Below are 24,377 nucleotides of genomic sequence, written 5' to 3' on the forward strand. Positions count from 1 at the left end.
CCGCCGCGCCGCGATGTACGACGTTTGGTTTCGAGCGCTTCTTGCACGGCAATACGAGACTCCAAGGAGCCTCATATTGCGGATCGGATCGGACGAAACAACCTAGATAAGAATTGCGCTGCTGCGTAACTTTTAATTACGCACCATTTTCATTTCGGAATAACCTGCGGCTACGTCATTGGGTGGTTACGACTTCCACAGGCGTAAGCTCCCTGAGGAGCCAATCCCTGAACTCTCTGACAGATTGAGAAGGAGTGGCACCATGCGGCTGGCACAAGAAATACATACCCTGTTGTATACGGGGCGCTTCGAGAGCCGGAACTAAAACCCCACCTTCAAGAAACTGCTCCATCAGAGGGGGGCCGAGCAGACCCACGCCCTGCCCGTCCAGCACCGCCTGCACAAAATTCACAAAGGAGTCATATGTGCTCATTCCCGTAGGGGGGGGCTCCAACATTCCAACTTGATGGAAATATGTTGTCCAAGACGAAGTGGAATCGACCGCAGCCTCGAATTCTAGAAGCGGAACACGGCACAGATCCACCAGGGACTTGAACGGCCCGTGGGTTGCAAGGAAGGTTCTACTGCAAAGCGGACTTACCCAATTCGGCAGCAACTCCGTGTTCACCGTTCCGGGCCACGACCCGGATCCGTAACGTATCGCGATATCCACGTCCGATGCTGCCAAGTTGATGATTTCTTGGCTGGCAAGTAGACGAAAATGAACATCAGGCTTTATGCGCTTGTACTTTCCAATAATCGGCATCAGCCAGTAGGTAGAGACACCTGCGGTCGTAGATATGCTGATGAAGTTCTCCGTGTTGGCGTTCGTCAGTGTATCAATTTCATCGAAGATGGACCGAAACGCACCGGAAATTACGCGGGAAAGCCGCTTTCCAGACCGCGTCAGTTCCACATGGCTTTGCCCACGCACAAAGAGCGCTAAGCCCAGTTGGAGCTCCAGCTGCCTTACCTGCCGGGACACTGCTACACGGCTCACATTCAACTCTTTGGCCGCAGCCGTTAAACTGCTGCTTCGCGCCGCAGCCTCAAAGGCGAGCAGCGCTCTTGGTGAAGGGAAATATCGCAGCTTGCGAGCCAAGTCCTGTCTCCGAAATCATCAATCTGACGTGCAGCGTAACATCTGGTTACGCGCGGTGCTACTTTTTTTGCGTTTGAAACGGTGACATGGCGTGCAAGCGTTGATTAGCCATGAGCCAGGGGGAATTTTTGATTACGCACACACAGGGCAGGAAAATCATTGAGTGCCGAAACCTGTGGAAGATTTTTGGCAAGCGCCCCGCCGAGGCTCTGAAGGCTGCGCAAGCGGCAAACGTCTGCAAGCACGAAGTTCTCGAAAGGTTTGGCTGCGTGATCGGAGTCGCTGACGCGAGCTTTACGGTACGCGAACAAGAGGTTTTCTGCATAATGGGACTTTCCGGTTCGGGGAAGTCCACAATCGTCCGTCACATCAACCGGCTGATTGAACCAACCGCTGGGCTCGTCATCGTGTCCGGGCAGGACGTGATGTCCCTCACGGATAGGGCGTTGCGAGAACTACGCGCCCGCAAAATCGGTATGGTGTTCCAGCACGTTGCTCTCTGGCCACACAAATCGATCGCGCAGAACGTATCCTTCCCCATGGAAATACAAGGAAAAGACATGGCAACTGCGGCGGGCGCAGCAGAAGAGGCTCTTTCGCGCGTTGGATTGTCAGGTTGGGGACAACGCTATCCCGATGAACTTTCGGGAGGAATGCAGCAGCGCGTGGGTCTGGCACGAGCCATGGCGGCTGATCCCGAAATCCTTCTTATGGATGAGCCTTTTAGCGCGCTCGATCCGCTTATCCGCCGCGACCTGCAGAACGAGTTTCTGCGCCTGTCTCGGGAAACCCTGAAGACCACCGTCTTTATAACCCACGATTTGGAAGAAGCCATGCGCATCGGCCACCGCATTGCAGTTATGAAAGACGGTCGCATCGAGCAGATTGGCACCCCCGAGGACATCGTGCTGCGCCCGGAGACTGATTATGTTGCACGTTTCGTGAGTTCAATTTCCACGCTGAAGTTCCTTACGGCGTTGGAGATCTTGAGACAAGGCGAAGTAGCTGGCGACATGCCAATACGCGGTCCGCGGACTCCTCTTCCCGAGCTGCTGGCGGTGCTGACCGCGGGTGCTTCCCACGTAGTAATCCAGGATGGAGATGGGGTGCTTGGCCGGGTAGGCGCGGCGGAAGTGATTTCCGCGCTCCAAACGGATCTGAAACGAGGCTGAGACGTGGATATATTGCTCAACCCCTTCCATCATTTCACAATACCCTTTGGGTATTGGGCAGCGAATTTCATCGGTCTAGTGGTGGATAGGAGTCGCGACACTCTAATCGCTGCAAAATTTCCAGTACATGTCTTCCTCGAAGCAATTCGCGATTTTTTGTTATCAGTGCCGCCAAGTCTTGGCCTTTTGGTTGTCACGGCCGCAGGTTATCTGCTCGGCGGGGTGAGGCTCGCTGCTTTGGGGTTCTTCTGCCTGGTGGGGGTAGGGCTGATCGGGATGTGGAGCGATGCGATGATGACGTTGGCTATCGTACTCGTGGCCGTAGTGATTTCCGTCATCATCGGCTTGCCACTCGGCATTCTCGCTGCCCGCAGTGAGACGCTGTATCGGCTTATGCGCCCAGTTCTGGATCTCATGCAGGCAACTCCTTCCTTCGTTTTCCTAGTGCCCGTCGTGATGCTATTCGGAATAGGTGACGCGCCTGGCGTGATCGTAACATGTCTTTTTGCCATCGCGCCCCTTATCAGACTTACCAACCTCGGTATACGGCAAGTACGAGCGGACCTGGTGGAGGCCGCGCGGGCGTTCGGAGCAAGTGAGCTGCGAGTGCTCTATGATATCCAACTGCCACTCGCCCGGCCTACCATTCTGGCGGGCCTTAACCAGACCGTCCTGTCGTCATTGTCCATGGCGGTGGTAGCCTCGATGATTTCGGTAGCGGGGCTCGGGCGGGTAGTTCTCGAAGGAATAGGACGGCTCGATTTCGGCAGAGCGACCGTCGGTGGATTGGGCATCGTGCTGACTGCGATACTGGTGGATCGGTACGTACAGGGGCTGGGCGCGGTGCGTCCCCAGCTCGCGCGGGGGAGCGCTTGATGGACGCGTCGGCTCTCATGGACCCTTTCGCGTCAGTTCACCTGCCGCTCGCTGATATGGCCAATGACTTCATGCGTTGGTTCACGTCGAATTTGCGAGGAGTTTTCCAGGTAGCCAAGGTACCTGTCGAGTGGGGGCTTGATCTGACGGAGCATGGATTGCGCAGGGCACCCCAGACACTTGTAATCCTAAGCCTTGCCCTTTTTGCATGGCAGGTCGTGGGGCTTCGGGTGGCTGCAATAAGTGTTTGCGCGATGACCACGATTGGGCTCATCGGGGCCTGGGATGAGGCAATGACAACGCTCGCGGTGCTTATGACTGCCGTGGTTCTGGTTACCATCGTTGGACTACCGCTGGGGATACTCTGTTCGCGTTCAGAAAGACTATGGAGCGTCGTCCGGCCGAGCCTCGATTTTATGCAGACGATCCCTTCCTTCACCTATCTCGTTCCAGTCATCCTCCTCTTTGGCATCGGCAACGTGTCCGGCGTCATAATCACCGCTTTTTACAGTATGCCACCACTCGTTCGGCTAACGAACTTGGGCTTGCGGGAAGTCGATCCTCAGCTTGTCGAAGCAGCAGACGCGTTCGGCGTTCTGCCACTGAAGCGACTTTGGTCCATTGATCTGCCACTTGCCCGGCCCAGGATCATGGCAGGGATAAATCAAACAGTGATGCTTTCGCTAGCGATGAGCGTGGTGACTTCGATGATCTCGGTCGCGGGTCTTGGGCAAGTGGTACTGACCGGAATAAGTCAACTTGATCTCGGCCGCGCCATCGTCGGCGGTCTCAGCATCGTATTGATGGCGATCACGATCGATCGGATTACGCAGGGCTTTGGACTAACGCGTCGCGATCGTGGGAACAAGGACCTTTGGGAGCAGGGTCCCATTGGATGGCTCCGCGGATTGCGTAGTCAGAACTGAGTGGAACATTCAAAAAGGGAGGAAGCACAATGCGCACAAAACTGCTCTTGACGATGGCAGCTATGATACTTGCCACGCCGGCGGCTCAAGCCGAGACTGTACGGCCGATCGGCTCCGGGCAGCTCGGCCATCAAATCATCTATGATGTGATCGAGGCGGGCCTGACCCAACTCGGTTATCAGAACGGTGAGATGCTGACGGGAACCTATCCGGTAATCAACCTATCCGTTGCCCAAGGCGATGCCGACTATAGTGCGGTTTACTGGAAGCCTCTTCAAGATCAATTCTTCGCACAGGCGGGCGGCGACGACAAATTGCTGCTGGCAGGACCACTGTACACCGGGGCCATGCAAGGATATTTTATCGACAAAGCCACGGCCGATGCACATCACATCACCTTGCTCGACCAGATGAAAGATCCTGCGATCGCAGCTTTGTTCGACACCGACGGCGACGGGAAGGCCAATCTTATCGGATGCAACCCTGGTTGGGGCTGCGAGGCGGTGATCGAACACCAGCTGGACGCTTATGGCCTGCGCGACCATATCAACCACGATAAGGGTGAGTACTTCGCGCTGATAGCCAACGCCATAGAAAACTATAAGCACGGCAAACCGATTTTCTACACTGACTGGCAACCCGAGTGGACAAACGCGGTACTGGTTCCAGACAAGGACGTAGTGTTTCTCAACGTCCCCTTCTCATCCCTTCCCGGCGTAGAGAACGCTAATACTAAGTGGAAGGATGGGCGCGACCCGGGCTTCGCGTACAACGACAACTACATCCTGGTCAACAAGAAGTTCGCTGAAGCCAATCCCAAGGCTTGGACCTTTTTTAATGGATTGCGCATGCCGATAGAAGATCTGAACGCGGTGATGTACCGCATAAACTCTGGCGAGAAAAGTCCGGAGCAGATCGAAGCTATTGCTAAAGAATGGATCGCCAAACACCAGGCAGAATGGGACGCGCTGATAGCAAAGGCGAAGTCAGCCAGCTGATAGGAAGGCTCCCGCGGTTTAGCGTATGAGGTCTCCGATTTTCTTTTTTTCAAATCGGGGACCGCATGCTGAAGTCTGAGGGGCGGCAGGTTCATAGCCTGGCGCATTGACGAACTGATTGCGATGAGGGGTGGCGGCCACAACACCAGAGCCGGCGCGGCCCCCCCGAGTCTGCGAAACTCTTTCGAGTGATAGCTATGAACTGCATCGCCAAAGCAAATCCGACGGTCCATTGTCCCGGCGGGACCTTATCCACAAATGCGGTTGCTTTCCACTTGGGTGGGCGAGACCTGCGTGCGAGGCGCCCAATATGAAGATCACTGACACGGCGGCTTCGACGTCCTGGTCATCGCAGCGATGGGGATATGCCATTCGCAGCAAGGTGGGGAACATCGAAGCCCATTTCATTGTAGAAGCCGTTAAAGGCCCGTTCACGTTCGGGGCCTGTATATCCGGCTCTTCGCACAATTACGGACCCTAATGAACGCGCCCTTCAGCCCTAATGCGATGACGGCCTTTGCCCACGCCGATGACCCTGCAGAGGCAGGGCAGCTGTTACATATTGCTGTTTTGGCGCTGCCGGGATTTTCGCATCTTGCACTTCACGCCTACATCGAACCGTTGCGGATCGCGAATGCCTTGGCGAAGGAGCCACTTTTTCGATGGCAGGTTGTTGGAATGGACAGTCAGGCTGTCATCGGCGCAAATGGGCTGTCAATTTCGGTCGACGCGACCATTGAGGCGCTGAATGCCCTCGGCTCCGAAAGGGCAGGACCAAATCAGCTTGTGATCGTGGCTGGCGAGCCTGTCGATAGGCAGTCCACACCGGACCTAAACGGATTTCTGCGAACCATCGCCAGGCGTGGCGTTGCCATATCCGCTATCGGCACAGCAACGTGGCTGCTGGCCCAAGCGGGGCTGCTGGCGGACAGTCGCTGCACGATTCACTGGTCGAGGCTCGCCGCGTTCTCGGAAGTGTTCCGCAAGCCGCGTATTCGCGACTCCCTGTTCGTGAAGGATGGCCAGTATTCAACCTGTGCTGGGGAGTTGGCGGCATTCGATCTCGCTGTGGACCTTGTAGCCACCCATGCAGGAGCCTTCATCGCACAGGAAGTCTGCAGGCACGCAACAGTGGCAGGGCAGCGCTCCGGTTCGAACCGTCAGACAGGCCCCTCGGGCATTGCGTTCACTGGCGTGAGCGAAAGCCTCATCGCCGCAATCAGGATCATGGAGGAGAATATAGAGTTTCCAATCTCGATGATCGAACTCTCGGGGCGCGTCGGCGTTTCAAGACGCCAGCTCGAACGACTGTTTGCGACATGCCTGGGTGTCCCGCCCGCCAAGCACTATCTCCAGCTTAGGATCGATCACGCAAAGCGGTTGATCGAAGGCACGCGGCTGCCTATGGTCGATATAGCGTTTGCGAGCGGCTTCGTGTCGGCATCGCACTTCTCGAAATGCTTTAGAGCCATTCACCGGATTTCCCCACAGCAACTTCGATTGACTGTGCCAGCCTGGGTGGGTCGAGGCATTGGCTGATGCGTCAGCCCCGGTTTGCTGCTGTCCCGAGGCGAAATTCGGCCGATCGATACTGCCCGGCGTCACAACATTTATCGGGCCTCGCTCGAACGAGTAGGCACGCAAAGGCGCATCCGACGCCTCTGTCCAGTCGCCGCGCGGCAGCGAAGTTCGCGCGGCGCGCCCTGCCGGTGTTCCTCCCCGCCGGCAGGGTTCTTTCTTCAAAGCACTGGATGGGGGAACTGAGAACTGAGCGCGTGTGCACCGTCATCTCGATCAGCGGTGACCCTGCCCTGCGTGCCAATGCTGCGCGCCCGTAGCGGCTCGTACGTATCCCGGTGACGCCAGACCGGGGGGATACGCTCGAACCTCATATGAGGGCGGCGCAACCTTCTCGAATGCGGGCCATGCCCAAACGCAATTCGGCTTCAGAACTGGCGAAGGAAATGCGAAAGAAGCCTGGGGTCCCGAACGCCGATCCGGGGACAATTGAGACCCCGCAGTCGTGCAGAAGATACTGGCAAAGGTGTTCGTCGTCGCTCAACGTCTCACCTCTTGGTGTCAACTTTCCGAACAACGCCCGCCAATCGACGAACGCGTAAAAGGTTCCGTCGGGCTCGGTCACTTTCAGATCCGGGCAATGCGACAGCTCGGTTATCACAAGATCGCGCCGGGCCCGGTATTCACCCAAGTAGCGCCGCACAGAGTCCTGCGGCCCCCGCAAGGCCTCGGCGGCAGCCGCTTGCGCAATAGAACACGGGCAAGAGGTGGACTGGCTCAGAACCGCCTTAATCACCTTCATGAGGGGCGCCGGTCCGCCTGCATAACCGATGCGCCATCCGGTCATCGCATATGCCTTCGAGACACCGTTGATTGTGAGGATGCGGCCTTGCAAATCCGGGCGGAGCTGAGCTGGAGTGAGGAACGGCTCATCCTGGAAGATGATGTGTTCGTACATGTCGTCGACCATAAGCCAAACATGCGGATGTCGCTCGATGACCTCTAGGATCGGTTCATAATCCGACCTCCGATAGATCGCTCCGGATGGGTTGGACGGGGAATTGATGAGCAGCCAGCGGGTATTCGGAGTGATCGCCCGCTCGAGGTCCTCGGCCCGCAGTTTGAAGCCGTCCTGCGCGTGCGTCGGCAGAACCACAGCCCGCGCGCCCATCATTTCGACGATGTCGCTGTAGCTCACCCAGTAAGGTGCCGGAAGAATAACTTCGTCACCTGGATTGAGAGTCGCGAAGAAGGCGCTGAACAGCACCATTTTCGCGCCCGAGGTAACGACGATCTGGTCGTCTTCGAAGTAAATGCCGTTCTCTCTCGCGAATTTCTCCTGCACGGCAGATTTGACCGCGGGAGTGCCGTCGAGCGCGGTGTAATGCGTATCTCCAGCTCGCATTGCGCGAATAGCGGCTTCGACAATGTTGCCCGGCGTCGCGAAATCGGGCTCACCCAAGTGCATGCTCGCGATCTGCCGCCCTTGGCGTTTCAGCTCCGCAGTGGCAGCGGTCATTCGCGTAATTGCCGATGGACCTACTTTCGAAAGCGCCGGGGACGGGCGGAAGACCGGGGCCACAGAATTTGTTGCGTCAGCCATATTGATCTATGCTCCAGCTATAAGATTCGTAATATCGGCGCACTACCACAGTACCGGAACACCCAATGGGCTCGGTGACGTCGAATTCTTTAACGCAGCAGATAGCCTCTTTGAGGTCTCGTCTGTAAATCGATCATAATATACTTGGTTTTTTCGACCGATATTATGCTCTGCGCTGAAGCTTCCGCCATACTCGTTTACGACAATGTTATAGACCAGCGATCGTATTCGTCCCTCATAGTCGGGGTCGGCCGCATTGGCGCTATCACGGTCGACGACCAAATTGAAATGAACGCCCCCATCACCAATATGGCCGAACTCGCAAATTCGAACGTCCGGGAAGGCCGCTGGAAGATCGGTCCTCATTCGTTTCAGGAAGCGCATGACGTCGCCACGTTTGAACGCGATATCAAGCGCCACCAGCTTGCCAGCAGCTTTCACCCCTTCGGAAATCGCATGCCTCAAAGCCCAAAGCTCGTCCGATGGGCCGACGAGAACGTCCTCCAGTAACTCATCATTGCCATCCCAGATCTCGGACAGAATAGTCTGTAGCTGTTCGTCTATGAGAATCTCGCTTTGTTGAGCTTCCCAACTTCGAGAGATCTCGACTAAAATTGCGTATTCGGGGTACTCGCGTTGGGGAAATGGGTTCTTGAGCCGCGGCACGTGAGCCAATGCAGCTGCAATAGCATTCCCCGACATGCCCTCAAAGGCCGAGAGGCTGGGGCCGGCTCGCCTTTCAACTAGATCTAGCAGAGGAAGGACGGCGTCGAGACTTTTCGGCACTAATAGTGCTGTTGCTACTTGCTGAGGCACGGGCTCCAGATTGAGCACACATTCCGCGACGATACCAAAAACACCACAAGTACCGATAAAAAGCTGCTTCCAATCGACCCCAACATTGCTTTTGCGAAGAGATGACCCAAGCTTCACGACGGATCCCTTCTCGTCCGCGAAAACGACTGTGAGGCCCAGAGTGTTTCGCCGAACGTCTCCGTAACGGATGAAGCGCGCACCACCCGTGTTAGTCGCGATCATGCCTCCGACTAAGGGGTCGGCGCCAAGATCAATCGGGAAGAAAAGGCCGTGTTGTTCCGACCGAGCATTTAGCTCGGATAGCCGATAGCCTGCATCGAGATGAACCGACCGGTTTTCCGCATCAATCTCCAAGCGATTGCGGAGACGCTCCAGGCTAATAACTGCTTGGGTTCCGCTTGGATCGGGCGTTGACCCGGCTACAACCCCCGTGTTTGCTGATTGCGGAATGATGGGGATCGAGTTTCGAACGCAAAAGCTAACGGCAGCAGATAGTTCCGATACCGTCGCAGGCCGAAGCACGAATGCGGCTTTTCCCACATCGAACCGGGCGCCGGACTCATAGGGCAAGCAATCGTTCCCGGTAAGAACGCCGTCATTGCCCAAAAGATGCCTTAGCTGTTCAATTTGAGCTTTGTTGGTCTTTCCCATTTTTGGCGCCTTATTGCTTCCGATGCCCTGTACATTGATACATGAGCGAAACTTGGTCTTGTTAAACAAGCCCACGACTTTAACTCTGATTCAACTTATCAGCTGTTGTAAGGCAGATTTTGATAGACCGGCATCCCGGGGGCATCGGCTTTGTATATCTTGGTAGCGTCGAGACTAATTCGCCCGTCGCGCTCATAGACTCGGTCGCAGATCTCACACGCCCTAAAGTTTATGTGACTTAAGTACCTGCTCCCAAAGCGTCTTGCCGCGCGCCAGGCTCTCAATCCACTTTGAAGGAAAACGTCAAACGCCTTGGCATTGCAGTCAAACATCGCAGGGCACATGTTTATATAACCCTGTCGGGAACTTAAGGTCGCTTCAATATCCAAGATTCACATTGTAGACGGGATGAGGAGGACGACCCGTCTCCATCTTGATGATGTTTTCAGCTATACGCTTGGCCCCGTACTTGACATTTGTCGGGGCGGCAGCATGTGGCGTTATAACTACGGAAGGATGACTCCAGTAGGGGCTGAGCGATGGCAAAGGTTCCTCGCGAAAAACGTCCAGCACCGCTCCCGCCAGGTGCCCTTCATCAAGGAGTTTCACCAGATCGTCATCGACGACCGCCTCGCCTCGCCCCATATTGATGAGAAAGGCGCCCTTCGGCATCAGTCTCAAGCGCGCATCATTCAACAGGTTCGCGGTTTCTGGAGTAGGAGGCAGCACGGAAATGAGGATTTCGCTCCGCCTCAACAGTTGAGTGAGGCCCTCCTCGCCAACGAAGCAGGATACACCTTCGATATCCTTCTTTGAGCGGCTCCACCCGCCAACGTCAAAGTGCGCATCCCGGAGCATCTCGGCAAGTTTCCCTCCAATTTCGCCGAGACCGAGAACACCGACTTTTCGATCCTCGTTGGCTGGATAGGGATGCCGCTTCCAGAGCTTTGATTGCTTCTGTCGCAGATAATGATCGAACCCCCTGTGAAAATGTAAGGTCCAATGCAGAGCATACAGCGACATGTCTAAACTGAGCGCATCGTCGGTGAGGCGGACGATGGGAATGTCTCGCGGCACGTGCGGGTCGCGCAGGATATGCGAAACGCCAGCTCCAATGGAAAATATTGCCTTGATGTTGGGGTATTTCTCAATCTCTCCGATAGGAGGCATCCAAGTCATAATGTAGTCAACCTCGCCGCGATTCCCCACGTCGGGAAACACACGAAAGTCAATATCTCCGACCAACTCTTCCATGAAGAATTTCCACTCCCGCGCGTTTCCCTGCTCCCAGAGAAATAATACGCAAGGCTTGGCCGACTGTGCGCTCAGACCGGATGTCATTTTATCGCTCATTAATCTCTACCAGATCTATGCCAGACGCTTTCAGTGACTCGATCGTCGACTGAATGTGCGAGTTCATTTCGGCAACCGCGATTGTTGATTGCCGTCGCCTAATTGCGTTGTAGATCGCCTCATGCTCTTGATTTGCATTCTCGAGGCGAGACAGAAATCGCTCCACCGAGTTTCGAACAAGCAAAACCCTTTCGTGAAGCTTTGTGAGGATGCCCATCAAAACCTCATTGCCTGTTGATTTGGCTATTGCCAAATGAAACTCAGAATCAAGAAGGTTGAACGCGCTGCCATCTCGCCTCCCTGCCGCTGTTCTCATCGCCTCAATCATTGCTCTCAATTCGCTAAGCTCCGCGTCGGTGATCGTTTCAGCAGCTATTGAGGCAGAGAGACATTCCAAGTTCTGGCGAACCCGATAGATGTCGATCATCTCGGAAACTGATATTCGGCTGACGACATAGGCCCGCCCCTGTCGCACCAGGAGCCCTTCTTCAAGCAGCCTCAACAGAGCCTCGCGAACTGGCGTTCTGGATCCGCCGAACGATTCAGCCACGGTGGTCTCATATAGACGCTCGTCCGATTTCAGCGAGGCCGACAAAATATCTTCTTTCAGCCTGGAATACACGTCGTCGCTCAGCCGAGCGGACGTCGGCATATACATACGGCTGGACGACCGTTTGCGGGCTATTGCATTTGACTCGGACAAAGCGTTGCTACCTTCAGAAAGCGACTTCCGCGGGAATGTCCCCGCGCCTGATACAAGCCTCAAACAATTGAGCATCCAAGCGAGAAACCCCCTTCACAATACATATCCACGCATAGTCACGTCGCCCCCAACGCCGCTAATGTATACCGAACGTAAGCTCTGTCAATCAGGAACGGTGCTTGGACGCCGCCTTTTTCGCCTGCTGATCGATAGGGAGCGATCACCGAGACTGCCAGAATGTTGAGGAAAGGTCGGATCAGGAGCTCGGCAAAGGGGAGGCGCGATGCCGCACTTCTCAAATGGCGATCCCTATTGACAGTCTATAATGTACACTGAATTGTAAAAGAGGTACTCCTCAGCCGAAGGGATCGTCAGCGCTTCCCTGCTTTTCCATGGCTAGTGACGGGGCGTCGCCAACCATCGCCTCTCCGGTCAGAATACGGGCATTCTCGATGACAACGACTCCGACTTCCAACGAAATGAACGGCGCGGAAAGCCTCGTGCATACCTTGCTGCGGTCAAGAGTCGACACTTGCTTCGCCAATCCAGGCACCAGCGAAATGCATTTCGTGGGCGCGCTGGACAAGGTTCCGGGGATGCACTGCATTCTGGGCCTCCAAGAGAATATCGTAACCGGGATGGCGGATGGATATTATCGCATCGCGCGCAGGCCAGCGTGCACTTTGCTCCATTGCGGTCCTGGCTTGGCCAACGGCATGGGCAATTTGCACAACGCCCGCAGGGCCAGGGCCGGAATCGTAAATATCGTAGGTGACCAGGCTACTTATCATCGTCCCTTCGACGCGCCGCTGACGGCCGACACCGAAGGCATGGCGCGTACTGTTTCTCATTGGGTGCGAACGAGCACTGATGTTACGGAGGTTGGCCGAGATGCGGCTGCCGCCGTTCAAGCCGCGAGCGCACTGTCAGGCCAGATCGCTACATTAATCCTTCCAGCGGATGCGTCATGGAAACGCGGAGGGGCGATAGCGGGGCCGCTTGCAGTCCCCGCCCCACCGCCGATCGATCCTCACGCCGTGGAAAATGCGGCAGGCATCCTGCATTCCAAAAAGAACGTTCTCATCCTCTTAGCCGATCAAGCGACATTTGCTCCGTCCCAAGCGCTGGCGTGGCGGGTTGCTCGTGCTACAGGCGCGACCTTGCTCGCGAGCTATACAAATGCACATATGGCGCGCGGCCGCGGAAGGTTGCAACTAGAGCGCGTCTCCTACGGAACTGACGCAGCAATCGAGGAATTAAGCCGTTTTGAACAAATTATCCTCGTGAACGCAAAGGCCCCGGTTGGCTTCTTTGCCTATCCAGGTAAACCCTCGACGCAGTATGCCTCCAATGCACAAATCCATGTTCTCTCACGCCCTGACCAGGACTCAGTTGCGGCCCTACAGGCACTCGTCGACGAGTTGCAGGCACCGGAGGTGGCGATCCCCGATCCCGGTCCACGTCCGAACGCGGTAAGCGGTGCGCCGACGCAGGAAGGCTTGGCGCTTACCTTGGCCGCCCTAATGCCAGAAGACTCAATCGTATCTAACGAAAGCATCTCGTTCGGCCGTGACCTCTATAAGTTCACCCATGCCGCTCCCGCCCACGATTGGTTAAACTTGAGCGGCGGCGCGATCGGCGACGGGTTGCCGGTTGCCACCGGAGCAGCCGTTGCCGCAAAGGGACGTAGACGAGTCATTAGCCTTCAGGCCGACGGGTCCGCGATGTACTCGCTACAGGCCCTCTGGACACAGGCGCGCGAGCGTTTGCCTTGTACAACAATTCTTCTCAATAATAAAAAATACAACATTCTTATAGGCGAGTATAAGAACGTTGGCGCAGTTCCTGGGCCGACCGCAATGGGCATGCTGGACCTATCAAATCCCGATCTTAACTGGGTAAAACTTGCCAACGGATTGGGGGTTGAAGCCGCGCACGCGAGTTCTTTGGAACAATGTGCGGACCTTATGAGGCAAAGCTTTAAACAGCAGTCTCCCTTCCTAATAGATCTCTCCATCTAGCAGCTCTCATGAGGCAAACTATCAAACTCCGGGTGGCGCAGCCATTTGGGTTCGACCCGCAAGCCTGTGGATCTATAAAGGGAGAACTACTATCGCTCGAATAGAAACCAAAATCAGATGGGCACCTCGAACTACCGGCATTTCAGGTTGGCATATGCCCAGTCGAAGCTGGCATCAGCCCTGCACTTGAAGACGATGCGCCGGTAGTGATTGCCCGCCATAACGATAGCGCCGGAGGGGCCGCCCTGGGATCCTGTCGCGGCGCGCCTCTGCTTCCAGGCAGGAGAAGGAGCCACGTTTCCGCTACGCATCCCAGTGAATGAGCTCAGGCCGCCAAAAGGCCATGATTTTTGTGGCGTCCAGATGCAATTGATCAACGACGGCTTTGAACACGCTCGGCACTTGGGGTGTGGTCGTATTTTTCTTTGTAAACGCGAGAGAAGTGGCTGGAGCTGACGAACCCACTCGCCATGGCGACTTCAGTGACAGATAGATTGGTCTGTCGCAACAGCTCGCGCGCCTTGTGCAATCTTATTTGAATGTAATGTTCCCCGAGCGAGTGGCCGAGGTGCCGCTGAAATAGGCGCTCCAAGTGACGAATTGAAACTTGAGCAACCTTAGACAGTTCCTTGCGAGAGAGCGGTCTTTCCGTGCTCTGTTCCATTCGACCGACCGCCCGCAACAAAGGTGCGCTTGTTACTCCGAGGCGCTCCCGCAGTTCCATTCGCTGCGGACCTTCGCCTTCCCTTATCTGGGTCTGCAACAACCAATCGCTAACTGCGATGGCCAACTCGGGGCCGTTTTGTTGAGCGATGAGCGCATGCATCATGTCGAGGGAGGCACTGCCTCCGCCAGATGTTAGTCGATCGCGATCAATTTCGAAAAGAGACCTTCGCAGGTCCAGATTTGGATAATCTTCAACAAAGGCAGGTGCATGCTCCCAGTGCAGTGTAATGCGATAACCAGAGAGTATTCCGGCTCGCGCAAGGATGTATGCCCCACCAGACAATCCTCCAATTTTGGTGTTCTGCCGTGAGAGCCACTTCAGCCACTTGAAAGTGGGTTCATGCTTGAATAACGCCGGATTTCCACCCGCACAAACGAACAAATAGTCAAAATTCTGGTCCGTACCTAGCTTATCATCCGGTGCAAAGCTTAGATTGTTAGAGGCCTCAACCGTCAGTCCATCGATGGAAATAAGGCTCCACCTGTATAGCTGCTTCCCGGAGAGCGTATTGGCAGCCCGTAACGATTCGATAACGGACGCAAACGAGAGCAACGGGAAGCCGGGGATCAGAAGAAATCCTACATGGACCGTCATTGGGTCTTTGGTTGCCCCGAAATGTATGCAGAGCGCGACGGGCGGTGTCCTCGCGAGGCCCGCATTGGTTCAGCCTGATCTCACAACTTTTATCGTGATTGGCGTGCTAAGCCAAGGCATTTCACCGTACTTGCTCAGTTCGTTTCCCCCGGCAAGAGAGCCGCGAGACAAGGTGGGTCTTCGATAAAACGTATACCGGCGCTAATTGGCTGGTCGCTGTCAGGCAATTCGAGGTCGCTCTAAGGATTGCCGGCACGCTGCAATCGGCGAACAAGACGGAAGAGTTTTACTCCGTAACTGCCTAGCATTCGGACCCCCCTATATGCGCTACTCCGTCGTTTCGTTGCTCGCCCAAAGTTTAAGAGGCCACAAAGGCTGGACGCCCGTATGGCGCAACCCCGCGCCAAAAGCCGAGTATGACGTCATTATCATTGGCGGGGGCGGCCATGGCCTGGCAACAGCTCATTATCTTGCCAGCCGGCACGGCATCTCCAACGTCGCTGTCCTCGAGAAAGGGTATCTCGGCTCTGGCAACGCCGGGCGTAATACCACAATCATTCGCTCGAACTACCTGCTTCCGGGCAACACACCGTTCTACGAGTTCTCGATGAAGCTCTGGGAAGGGCTCGAGCAGGATCTCAACTATAACGCCATGGTCAGCCAACGAGGCGTGCTGAACCTATGTCATACAGACGCTCAGCGTGATGCCTATGCTCGCCGCGGTAACGCGATGCGGCTCGCTGGCGTGGACGCAGAATTACTCGACCGGTCTCAGGTAAGGTCGATGTTGCCCTTCTTGGAATTCGACAATGCACGCTTTCCGATCCAAGGCGGGCTCCTCCAGCGGCGAGGCGGTACGGCCAGACACGATGCGGTTGTTTGGGGGTTCGCCCGAGCTGCTGATGGTCGCGGTGTCGACCTAATCCAGAACTGCGAGGTCACTGGCATTACAGTTCAGGGGGGTCGCGCCGTCGGCGTCGAGACCTCGCGAGGCGCGATCCGGGCAAAGAAAGTGGCAATGGCTGTCGCCGGCAATTCCTCTCGGGTCGCAGCAATGGCTGGGCTGCGTTTGCCTATCGAGAGCCATGTTCTGCAGGCTTTCGTCTCGGAGGGCCTCAAGCCTCTCATTGACTGCGTCATGACCTTCGGCGCGGGACATTTCTACATCAGCCAGTCGGACAAAGGTGGGCTTGTCTTTGGTGGTAATATCGACGGTTATAATTCCTATGCCCAGCGCGGAAATTTGCCCGTGGTCGAGGATGTAATGGAGTCGGCCATGGCGGTATGGCCCGGGCTCGGCCGCCTCCGCATGTTGCGCCATTGGGGCGGCATCATGGACATGTCCATGGACGGATCACCGATCATGGATCTGACGCCGGTGGAGGGACTCTATCTGAATTCGGGCTGGTGTTATGGGGGGTTCAAGGCGACACCGGCTTCTGGCTTCTGTTTTGCGCACTTGATTGCCACCGGACAACCTCATCCTGTCGCGGCAGCCTATCGCCTAGATCGCTTCGCCACGGGGCGCTTAATCGACGAAAGAGGGAATGGCGCGCAGCCAAACCTGCACTGAAGAGATGGTGGCGTACGCCCCACGCCGATGCCGTGGCCTTATCCTACAACATTACCCCGAAAGTCTGATTCATGCGCATCACCTGTCCACACTGCGGCGCACGCGACGTTCAAGAATTCAATTATCTCGGAGCCGCAGATCCAAAACGTCCGGAGGGGATCGCCGCGCCCGAGGCTCAGATGTTTGAGTACGTTTATCTTCGCGATAATCCGCGCGGCGACCACAATGAGCTTTGGTATCATGCCGCTGGTTGCAGGGCTTGGCTCATTGTAACCCGCAATACGCTTACTCACTCTATCTCGTCCGTCAGAACGGCAAAGTCTACTCGGGGAGCGGCGGCATGAGTGCAGTACCGTACCGTCTCGCTTCCGGCGGTCTGATCGATCGCAGCCGCCGCGTCAATTTCAGCTTTGATGGCAAGACCTATCAGGGATATGCGGGTGACACGCTCGCCTCGGCTCTGCTTGCCAATGGCGTGCGCCTTGTCGGCCGTTCCTTCAAATATCACCGTCCGCGGGGCATCCTATCTGCCGGTCCCGAGGAGCCGAACGCACTGGTGGAGCTTCGATCGGGCGCACGCCGGGAGCCTAACACCCGGGCGACGGTCGCCGAGCTCTTCGATGGGCTGGAGGCGATGAGCCAGAACCGCTGGCCTTCGCTCGCCTTCGACCTGATGTCGATCAATCGGCTGGTTTCGCCCGCGCTGGTTGCCGGCTTCTACTACAAGACCTTCATGTGGCCTGCGGCCTTCTGGGAGAAGCTTTACGAGCCTGTGATCCGCCGCGCAGCCGGTCTCGGCCGCGCCGCCGGAGCCGAGGATCCCGACCACTACGAGAAGGCCTTCGCCTTCTGCGACGTGCTGGTGATCGGCGGCGGGCCGGCGGGCCTCTCAGCCGCGCTCGCGGCGGGCCGCAGTGGCGCTCGCGTTATTCTCTGCGATGAGGATTTCCGGCTGGGCGGGCGCCTGCTGGCTGAAAAGCGCGAGATCGGCGGAAAGCCTGCGTCGGAGTGGCTCGGCGCGACGCTTGCGGAGCTCGAAAGTCTGCCCGAAGTGCGCATCATGCCACGCACCAGCATCTTCGGCCTCTATGACCACGGCGTCTACGGGGCGGTCGAGCGCGTTGCGGACCATCTGCCGACGCCGCCCGCCCATCAACCTCGTCAGCGCAGCTGGCGCATCTATGCAAAGCGCGCGATCCTCGCCGCTGGCGCACTGGAGCGACCGATCGTCTTCGCCGGCAACGATCTGCCGGGTGTCATGTTAGCGGGAGCAGTGCGCGCCTATGTCAATCGGTATGGCGTTCTGCCTGGACGTGAAGCGGTGCTATTCACCGCTGGTGACGACGGCTGGACGACGGCGCGTGACATCGCCGCCGCCGGGGGGCGCGTCGTTGCTGTCGTTGATGCTCGATGGGAAGCCAGCCCCAATCGCCAAGCACTCGCAGACAAGATTGGCGCACGCTTTTTCGTTGGAGGCGTGATCGAGAGTGCGGGCGGCGGTCGGCAACTTCGCGATGTAACGGTTCGAGATGCATCAGGGGCGACCACTACTCTCGCCTGCGATCTGCTCGCCGTCTCGAACGGTTGGAACCCAACACTGCATCTGACGTCGCACCAAAACGGCAAGCCGCAATGGGACGAGGCGCTGCAATGCTTCGTGCCAGGCAATTTACCCGAAGGCATGTCGGTTGCTGGTAGTGCTGCCGGGCATTTTACGCTGACCCAAGCTTTAGAGGACGGCGCTGCACTCGGATTCGAAGCAGTCAAAAGCGTCGGTCTGAAGCCTTCAGGGGCGGAGCCCTTTCAGTCAACCGATCCGGAGGCAGCTGGCGTCACCCCCGTGTGGCGCGTTGCCGGGGCCAAGGGCAAGGCCTTCGTTGATTACCAGAACGATGTCACCGACAAGGATGTCGAGATCGCCGCGCGCGAGGGCTTCCGGCCGGTCGAGCATCTCAAGCGCTACACCACCCTGGGCATGGCGACCGACCAGGGCAAGACCTCTAACTTGTCCGGCCTCGCGATCATGGCCGAGCAGACGGGCAAAACGATCCCGCAGACGGGCACTACGACCTTCCGACCGCCCTATACGCCGGTGGCGATCGGCGTCCTCGCCGGGCACCATCGCGGCAGGGAATTCAGGCCCGTGCGACTTACTCCCACCCACGAGGCGTCGCGCGAGATGGGCGCTATCTTTGTCGAATCCGGGCAGTGGCTGCGGGCTCAGTACTATCCGGAGCCAGGGGAATCCGACTGGCTGGTGACGGTCAATCGGGAGGTGATGGCCGTGCGCTCGAGCGTCGGCATTTGCGATGTCTCGACGCTAGGCAAGATCGACATTCAAGGCGCGGATGCCGCCGAGTTCCTTGAGCGGGCCTACATCAACGGCTGGAAGGCGCTGCCTGTCGGCAAGGCTCGATACGGACTGATGCTGCGCGAGGACGGCTTCGTCATGGACGATGGCACCACTTCGCGCCTCGGTGAGAACCATTTCCTTATGACGACCACAACCGCCAATGCCGGCCGAGTGATGCAGCATCTGGAGTTCTGCCATCAGGTGCTGTGGCCGGATCTCGACGTCCGCATGGTCTCCGTCTCGGAGCAGTGGGCGCAGGTCGCGGTTGCCGGGCCAAGAGCTCGTGACACGCTGCGCGGTGTTGTCGATGCTGAGCATGACCTTTCGAACGAAGCCTTTCCCTATTTGGCGGCGCAGGAGATCACGGTCGGCGGACGCATTCCGGCGCGGCTCTTCCGCATCTCCTTCTCGGGCGAGCTGGCCTACGAGCTCGCGGTTCCGGCCGATTACGGCGATGCGATGATGCGGGCACTGATGCGGGCGGGCGAGGCTTTCGGCATCACTCCCTATGGCACGGAAGCGCTAGGGGTGATGCGCATAGAGAAAGGTCACGTCGCCGGCAACGAACTCAACGGACAAACTACCGCGCGCGACCTCGGTCTCGGTAAGATGATGTCGACGAAGAAGGACTACATCGGCCGCATCATGGCCCAGAGACAGGCTCTGGTTGCGCCGGATCGACCAGCTTTTGTCGGCTTCAAGCCGGTCGATCCCACGCAACGTTTGCGTGCTGGTGCTCATTTCCTCAGCGTCGGCAAAGCCGCCACTATGGAGAATGATGAAGGGCACATGACTTCGGTCGCCTACTCGCCTCATGTAAAGCTCTGGATGGGACTTGGCTTGATCAAGAACGGCCCGGCACGCATTGGCGAGCGAGTGCGTGCCTACGATCCTGTCCGTAACGGCGATGTCCTTGTTGAGATCTGTTCACCGGTCTTCGTCGACCCTGAAGGAGTCCGCCTCCATGGTTGAGACCCAGAACTTGTTTGCCTGGACGAAGCGGCATGCTTGGCAGGGCGTTCTCGCGGACGGACATTACGGGAAGGCGGGAAAATCGGGGGTTACCGTTCGACTCCGCACTGGACCGGGCATCGCCACCTTCATCGCTTCCACAGAGGGTCATGTGGCCGTAGGCACCGCCATCCGCGAGCGCCTCGGTTTGGTGCTCCCGCTAACCCCAGAGGCGCTTTGCGCAGGGCACCTTCAAGCCGTCTGGAACGGCCCGGGACAGTGGCTCATTATCGCGGATAATCGTGAGCGTTTCCAAGAGACACTCGCCGATCTCGCAAAATTTGGAGCAGTTTCGGACCAGAGCGACAGTCGGGCCGTACTGAGCCTATCTGGTGCGCGCGTTTACGACGTGCTTGCCAAAGGAGTAATGATCGATCTCCATCCCGCCAACTTCCCGATTGGCGCGGCTGCCTCGACCAGCATTGCCCAAGTTGGGGCCAGCCTCTGGCGCCGCGCCGACGACCTGGCAGGTCCTGTCTTCGAGGTCATGGTCGCGCGCAGCTTCTTTGGCAGCTTCTGGTCATGGTTCTCAGCCTCCGCAGCAGAATTTGGCTGCACAGTCCAGGACGAAATCCAATGAGCAGCCGACATTAGACACGGCCTGCCAGTGCGAAGGCCGGCGCCCCTCACGAGGTATCGGGATTGGCGGTCGTGAAGCGTAACCCGGGGGTCAGCGCGATGCCGAGCGGCACGCGATTTGCAAGCCGCTTCATTTGAAGGACCATGAACGGCGCGTCGGCCACCACAACGGCGATGATCGATTTCTATTCGGGCGCGTGGTTTCTCGATCAACGCCTCAAGCATGCCGCCGATCAGCCGGTCGGGGAAGTCAGCCTGCTGGCGCATCAGCAGGTCCTCCAGCCTCTGCAGGCCTTGTCCTTGGCCGCTTCCGGCACATGATTAATTTCTGCGCCAGATGTCCCTGGCCGGGGCGAATATTTGAGGGAGAACGTCTGTGTATAGGCGACGGCGCCGACAAGCTGCATGGTCGTATCGAAATCGGCATCGGTTTCGCCGGGAAAACCGACAATGAAGTCGCCGGACACGGCGATATCGGCGCCGCGCGGGCGCGGATGTGATCGATCAGCGCGAGATAGACCACAAGCGTATGACGGCGGTTCATGGCTGTGAGGATGCGGTTCGAGCCGCTCTGAACCGGACATGGTGCAGATAGGGCATCAAGGCCGGCAGTCGCGATGCGCGGGAATCAGTTCGTCATCCATGTCGCGCGGGATGGCTGGTGTTATAGCGCAGGCCGGCAATCCCAGAATCGCTGCAAGCCGGAACAACAGCCTGCCCAGACCCCATTCCCGCCCGTCGGGACCGGCACCATGCTAGGCGTTGACGTTCTGGCCAAGCAGCGCCACGGCCAATGATCTCGGCGCGCCGGGACTGCCGGTACTTCAGGAACCAGGTACCCGATCTCCTTCAGGAAAGAGTCGGCTTCCATGTCCGAGGCTGCGCCATTCTGGCGATACCAGTCGTCGATCCTCGACTGCAGAATGTCACGCTTCGCAAGCAGATCGCCGCTTTTTTTGGCCGAGTTCGGCAAGAATGCCGGCAAAGCCGGTCCAGAACTCCTTCGGTCGATGCCCGTCCAGGTGCGACTTAGACGGCCACGAAATCATGCAACTCCCGAGCAATCTGCAGTCCAGCGATCTCGATGCAATCGTTCATCAAATCATCTCCAGGGACGCTTGGCGGCGTGCTGATTTCGGGGTTTTGGCCATGTCAGACAAATCGGGCCAATTCATTCTAAGTCCCAAATGCGCATTCAGTTCGGAAGATAGTTCGTCACCCCCGACGACGACACTGCCGTGGATCACGCCGCGATGCGAGGGCGGCCGGTGGCGACGGCCACGACATGCGCCTCGATGAACAGGCGCTGGCCTTCGATTGTCGAGGCGGAGATGTCGCGCGCGATCTCGATCTCGGCGGTATCGGTCCCGGCGCGACTGGCGCGGTCCGCGACTATGGCGCGGACGCTGGTCTCGGCGGCGGCGAATGCTGCCCCCTCGTCCCGAAAATCGCGCATGTCGTGGCCCGACGACAGCCGGAACACGCCCTCCACCGGCTGGGTCACCAGCGCCTCTGCGGACACGCGGACCTGGCCGACGACGGCGCCGAGCGCGTTGGCGACGTCGGTGTGATTAGGCACGATGCAGTCATTGCCAACCAGGTCCGGCAGCCCGGCATAGTGCAGGCGTGCGGAGGCTCCGAGACCGACCACCGGCCGATCGAGCGCTACGGTCAAGCGCGCAATGCCGTTGCTGCCGTCAACTGCGCGCTGAACCAGCGCATGCGCGACAGTAGCGGCGCCGTCGAGCCCGTCCTCGGCAAAGGCAGTTTCCAAGATGACCTCGGCTGAGTAGCGGGTCAGCGAGACCAGTATGCGTTCGGCGAGTGCTTCCGGAGAGGACGCGATAAACTGGCCGCGGCCATCGCGCTTTCTGGCAAAAAGTTCGGCACCGAGCCGTGCCGAAGCGGCATTCCAATTGGCTTGCCGTCCAAGAACATGGGCAGCATCCGAAGGCGTGAATCCGGAAATATGCACAAGGCCACGCGCCACAAGCCTGTTCAGGGTCGCGTTCTGGGCGTTGGAGACCAGGACCTTGTCGAGCGGCAGCGGAATTGTGCCGATCGTCCCGTAGAGCTTGGCCTCCGGCGGCGTCAGTCCGGCCGCCAGCCGCTCCGGCACGCCGGTACGGACGGCGAAGCGCCCGTCGAGCCGGCTGGTGTTGGCAGCCCGCAGCTGCCTCTCGAGTTCCGCAGTGATCGCCTCGCCATGCTCCATGCCGGACAGCGCCAGCGGTACCAGCCGGCGGGGGCCGAGCAGAATGCGTGGTTCGAGCGCGCCCTCTTCCAGCGCGACTTCAGAATCGCCGCCGAGGCCGAAGGTGCGCATGGCGACAGCCTCGACCATGGTGCGGTAGCCACCGACTGTGGCGCCCTCCGGGTCGAGACGCGGGCGCCCCCGGTCGAGAACGGCGACGTCGGTGGTGGTGCCGCCGATGTCGGACACCACGGCATTTTCGAGCCCCGTCATGTGGCGGGCGCCGACGAGACTTGCCGCCGGGCCTGAAAGAATGGTCTCGATCGGCCGGGCGCGGGCAAAGGCCGCCGACACCAGCGCTCCGTCGCCCCGCACCATCATCAGCGGCGCGGCAATGCCGCGCGCCACAAGGAAGCCTTCGGTCGCCGCCACCAAGTTGTCGATCATCGAGATCAGCCGGGCGTTAAGTAGCGTCGTCAGCGCCCGCCGCGGGCCGCCCAGCTTGGAGGAAAGTTCATGGCTGGCGGTGACCGGAAGCCCGGTCTTTTCCCGGATCATGTCGCAGGCAAGGAGTTCGTGCGCCGGATTGCGGGTTGCGAAATAGGCGCAGACCGCAAAGCCCGAGACGGAGGCGCCAAGCGCCGGCAGCGCCTCTTCGAGGGTGGAGAGGTTGAGTGGTTGCGCCTTGCCATGGACGTCGTGGCCGCCCGGCACGAAGACGACCGGGTCGCTGCCGAGCGCAGATTTCAACCCATCACGGGCAAGATCGGCCTCTGTGAAACCGATCATCACCAGTGCGATGCGGCCGCCCTGACCCTCGACCAAGGCGTTGGTGGCAAGCGTGGTCGACATCGACACAAGCTTGATGGCCGCCGGATTGGTGGCTGCCTCGTTGAGGACCGCATCGACTGCGCCCGAGATGCCGACCGCTAGATCATGCCGCGTCGTCAACGCCTTGGCCTTGGCCACTACCGTGCCGGAGCCGGCCGGCATCTCGCACCACAGGACGGCGTCCGTGTATGTGCCGCCGGTGTCTATCCCGAGGAACAAGGAGGCGGGCTTTTCTCCTGCGATCATCTTTTCATGTTTTCCTGCGTTTGGATGGTTCCGCGCGTTTAGCCCATCGCTACCCGACTAGGAAGTGCGTCGCGTTGCGCCATCGTCGGCCCTATCTGTCAAACCACGAAATCGGCGCGGTGCGCGGTAAAACTGTCGACGAGGCGGTCGGCAGCCAGCGCCTTGACGCCATGGGCCAGGCCGAGGGGGCAATGAAGGCGCCGCCGCCGTCGATCGTCTCGACCTTAGCCGTCGATCGCCACTTCGATCAGGCCCTGGACCTTCTTCGACAACACCCGGGCCATCGTCTGAGATGAGCGTCGTGTAGCCAACCAAAACGCCCAACACCAGTGATGGCGTTGTTGGCGCCGGAATGGCGAACGCCCTGCGCGGGACTTGCCTGATGGCGTATTCCTGTGCGGTTCAGTCCGGTCATACGGTCCCGCCTAAAGTGTTCCAATTGAGTGTCAAAACACTTCCCCAATCCCGCTCTAATCAACCCTTCCTCCGGCTATGTAGGGATCTCTCGCTCGCGACGCTCGACGAAGTCT

Annotated in this window: 18 protein-coding genes and 2 pseudogenes; 10 read left to right on the forward strand and 10 right to left on the reverse strand. The window is 58.2% G+C overall.

Annotated features, from left to right (window positions below):
- Positions 1-175 precede the first annotated feature (175 nt).
- A complete protein-coding gene (locus tag EH240_RS14180; protein ID WP_124999172.1) occupies positions 176-1,102 on the reverse strand; it encodes a LysR substrate-binding domain-containing protein in 927 nt (308 codons plus the stop codon).
- A 110-nt stretch (positions 1,103-1,212) separates the two neighbouring features.
- Here EH240_RS14180 and EH240_RS14185 point away from each other — a divergent pair, with 110 nt between their 5' ends.
- The 5 genes from EH240_RS14185 (at position 1,213) to EH240_RS14205 (ending at position 6,613) form a co-directional block, all read left to right on the forward strand.
- Positions 1,213-2,274 carry a quaternary amine ABC transporter ATP-binding protein gene (locus tag EH240_RS14185; RefSeq protein ID WP_124999174.1) on the forward strand — a complete coding sequence of 354 codons (1,062 nt, stop codon included), beginning with the start codon at positions 1,213-1,215 and terminating at the stop codon, positions 2,272-2,274.
- Between the two features lie 3 nt (positions 2,275-2,277).
- Positions 2,278-3,150 carry an ABC transporter permease gene (locus EH240_RS14190; RefSeq protein ID WP_245436029.1) on the forward strand — a complete coding sequence of 291 codons (873 nt, stop codon included), beginning with the start codon at positions 2,278-2,280 and terminating at the stop codon, positions 3,148-3,150.
- A complete protein-coding gene (locus EH240_RS14195) occupies positions 3,150-4,076 on the forward strand; it encodes an ABC transporter permease (RefSeq protein WP_124999176.1) in 927 nt (308 codons plus the stop codon). Before EH240_RS14190 ends, EH240_RS14195 begins: the two co-directional genes overlap by 1 nt.
- 29 nt (positions 4,077-4,105) lie before the next feature.
- Positions 4,106-5,074, forward strand: a complete 969-nt coding sequence (gene proX / locus EH240_RS14200) for a glycine betaine/L-proline ABC transporter substrate-binding protein ProX (protein WP_124999178.1) — start codon at positions 4,106-4,108, stop codon at positions 5,072-5,074.
- A 480-nt stretch (positions 5,075-5,554) separates the two neighbouring features.
- Positions 5,555-6,613 carry a GlxA family transcriptional regulator gene (locus EH240_RS14205; protein ID WP_124999180.1) on the forward strand — a complete coding sequence of 353 codons (1,059 nt, stop codon included), beginning with the start codon at positions 5,555-5,557 and terminating at the stop codon, positions 6,611-6,613.
- A gap of 349 nt (positions 6,614-6,962) precedes the next feature.
- On the opposite strand, the gene EH240_RS14210 is transcribed toward EH240_RS14205, so the two are convergent.
- The 4 genes from EH240_RS14210 to EH240_RS14225 all read right to left on the reverse strand — a co-directional run bounded on the left by EH240_RS14210 (position 6,963) and on the right by EH240_RS14225 (position 11,637).
- Positions 6,963-8,195: a pyridoxal phosphate-dependent aminotransferase gene (locus tag EH240_RS14210; protein ID WP_124999182.1), complete on the reverse strand. Its 1,233-nt coding sequence runs from the start codon at positions 8,193-8,195 to the stop codon at positions 6,963-6,965.
- 42 nt (positions 8,196-8,237) lie between these two features.
- Complete coding sequence (locus EH240_RS14215) at positions 8,238-9,662, reverse strand: FAD-binding oxidoreductase (RefSeq protein WP_124999184.1); 1,425 nt, start codon at positions 9,660-9,662, stop codon at positions 8,238-8,240.
- A 378-nt stretch (positions 9,663-10,040) separates the two neighbouring features.
- On the reverse strand, positions 10,041-11,015 hold the full coding sequence (locus tag EH240_RS14220) for a 2-hydroxyacid dehydrogenase (RefSeq protein WP_124999186.1): 975 nt from the start codon (positions 11,013-11,015) through the stop codon (positions 10,041-10,043).
- Complete coding sequence (locus EH240_RS14225; RefSeq protein WP_167484020.1) at positions 11,005-11,637, reverse strand: GntR family transcriptional regulator; 633 nt, start codon at positions 11,635-11,637, stop codon at positions 11,005-11,007. The genes EH240_RS14220 and EH240_RS14225 overlap by 11 nt, the downstream gene beginning before the upstream one ends.
- A gap of 533 nt (positions 11,638-12,170) precedes the next feature.
- Between EH240_RS14225 and EH240_RS14230 the strand changes: the two genes are divergently transcribed.
- A complete protein-coding gene (locus EH240_RS14230) occupies positions 12,171-13,739 on the forward strand; it encodes an acetolactate synthase large subunit (protein WP_245436033.1) in 1,569 nt (522 codons plus the stop codon).
- 373 nt (positions 13,740-14,112) lie between these two features.
- On the opposite strand, the gene EH240_RS14235 is transcribed toward EH240_RS14230, so the two are convergent.
- Entirely contained in the window at positions 14,113-15,060 is a 948-nt protein-coding gene (locus EH240_RS14235; protein WP_124999190.1) for a GlxA family transcriptional regulator, read from the reverse strand.
- 322 nt (positions 15,061-15,382) lie between these two features.
- Here EH240_RS14235 and EH240_RS14240 point away from each other — a divergent pair, with 322 nt between their 5' ends.
- The 4 genes from EH240_RS14240 (at position 15,383) to EH240_RS14255 (ending at position 20,577) form a co-directional block, all read left to right on the forward strand.
- The gene (locus tag EH240_RS14240) at positions 15,383-16,633 is read left to right on the forward strand and encodes a sarcosine oxidase subunit beta family protein (protein WP_124999192.1); all 1,251 of its coding nucleotides are present in this window, start codon (positions 15,383-15,385) and stop codon (positions 16,631-16,633) included.
- 71 nt (positions 16,634-16,704) lie between these two features.
- On the forward strand, positions 16,705-16,977 hold the full coding sequence (locus EH240_RS14245) for a sarcosine oxidase subunit delta (protein ID WP_124999194.1): 273 nt from the start codon (positions 16,705-16,707) through the stop codon (positions 16,975-16,977).
- The gene (locus EH240_RS14250) at positions 16,974-19,958 is read left to right on the forward strand and encodes a sarcosine oxidase subunit alpha family protein (RefSeq protein ID WP_124999219.1); all 2,985 of its coding nucleotides are present in this window, start codon (positions 16,974-16,976) and stop codon (positions 19,956-19,958) included. Before EH240_RS14245 ends, EH240_RS14250 begins: the two co-directional genes overlap by 4 nt.
- Positions 19,951-20,577, forward strand: coding sequence for a sarcosine oxidase subunit gamma (locus tag EH240_RS14255; RefSeq protein WP_167484021.1), 627 nt, complete (start codon positions 19,951-19,953; stop codon positions 20,575-20,577). Before EH240_RS14250 ends, EH240_RS14255 begins: the two co-directional genes overlap by 8 nt.
- Positions 20,578-20,623: 46 nt before the next feature.
- Here EH240_RS14255 and EH240_RS40060 read toward each other — a convergent pair whose 3' ends face one another.
- From EH240_RS40060 to EH240_RS40065, 4 genes and pseudogenes are all read right to left on the reverse strand, one after another.
- Positions 20,624-20,722 carry a hypothetical protein gene (locus tag EH240_RS40060; protein ID WP_425374795.1) on the reverse strand — a complete coding sequence of 33 codons (99 nt, stop codon included), beginning with the start codon at positions 20,720-20,722 and terminating at the stop codon, positions 20,624-20,626.
- Between the two features lie 52 nt (positions 20,723-20,774).
- A pseudogene (locus EH240_RS38905) lies at positions 20,775-21,364 on the reverse strand (radical SAM protein); the annotation flags it as partial.
- 455 nt (positions 21,365-21,819) lie between these two features.
- Positions 21,820-23,847, reverse strand: a complete 2,028-nt coding sequence (locus EH240_RS14265) for a hydantoinase/oxoprolinase N-terminal domain-containing protein (protein ID WP_124999199.1) — start codon at positions 23,845-23,847, stop codon at positions 21,820-21,822.
- 98 nt (positions 23,848-23,945) lie between these two features.
- Positions 23,946-24,052: pseudogene (locus tag EH240_RS40065) on the reverse strand (cupin domain-containing protein); the annotation flags it as partial.
- Positions 24,053-24,377 lie beyond the last annotated feature (325 nt).

Origin of the sequence: Mesorhizobium tamadayense, assembly GCF_003863365.1 — a bacterium.
In the GTDB taxonomy this organism is placed as follows: Bacteria; Pseudomonadota; Alphaproteobacteria; order Rhizobiales; family Rhizobiaceae; genus Mesorhizobium; species Mesorhizobium tamadayense.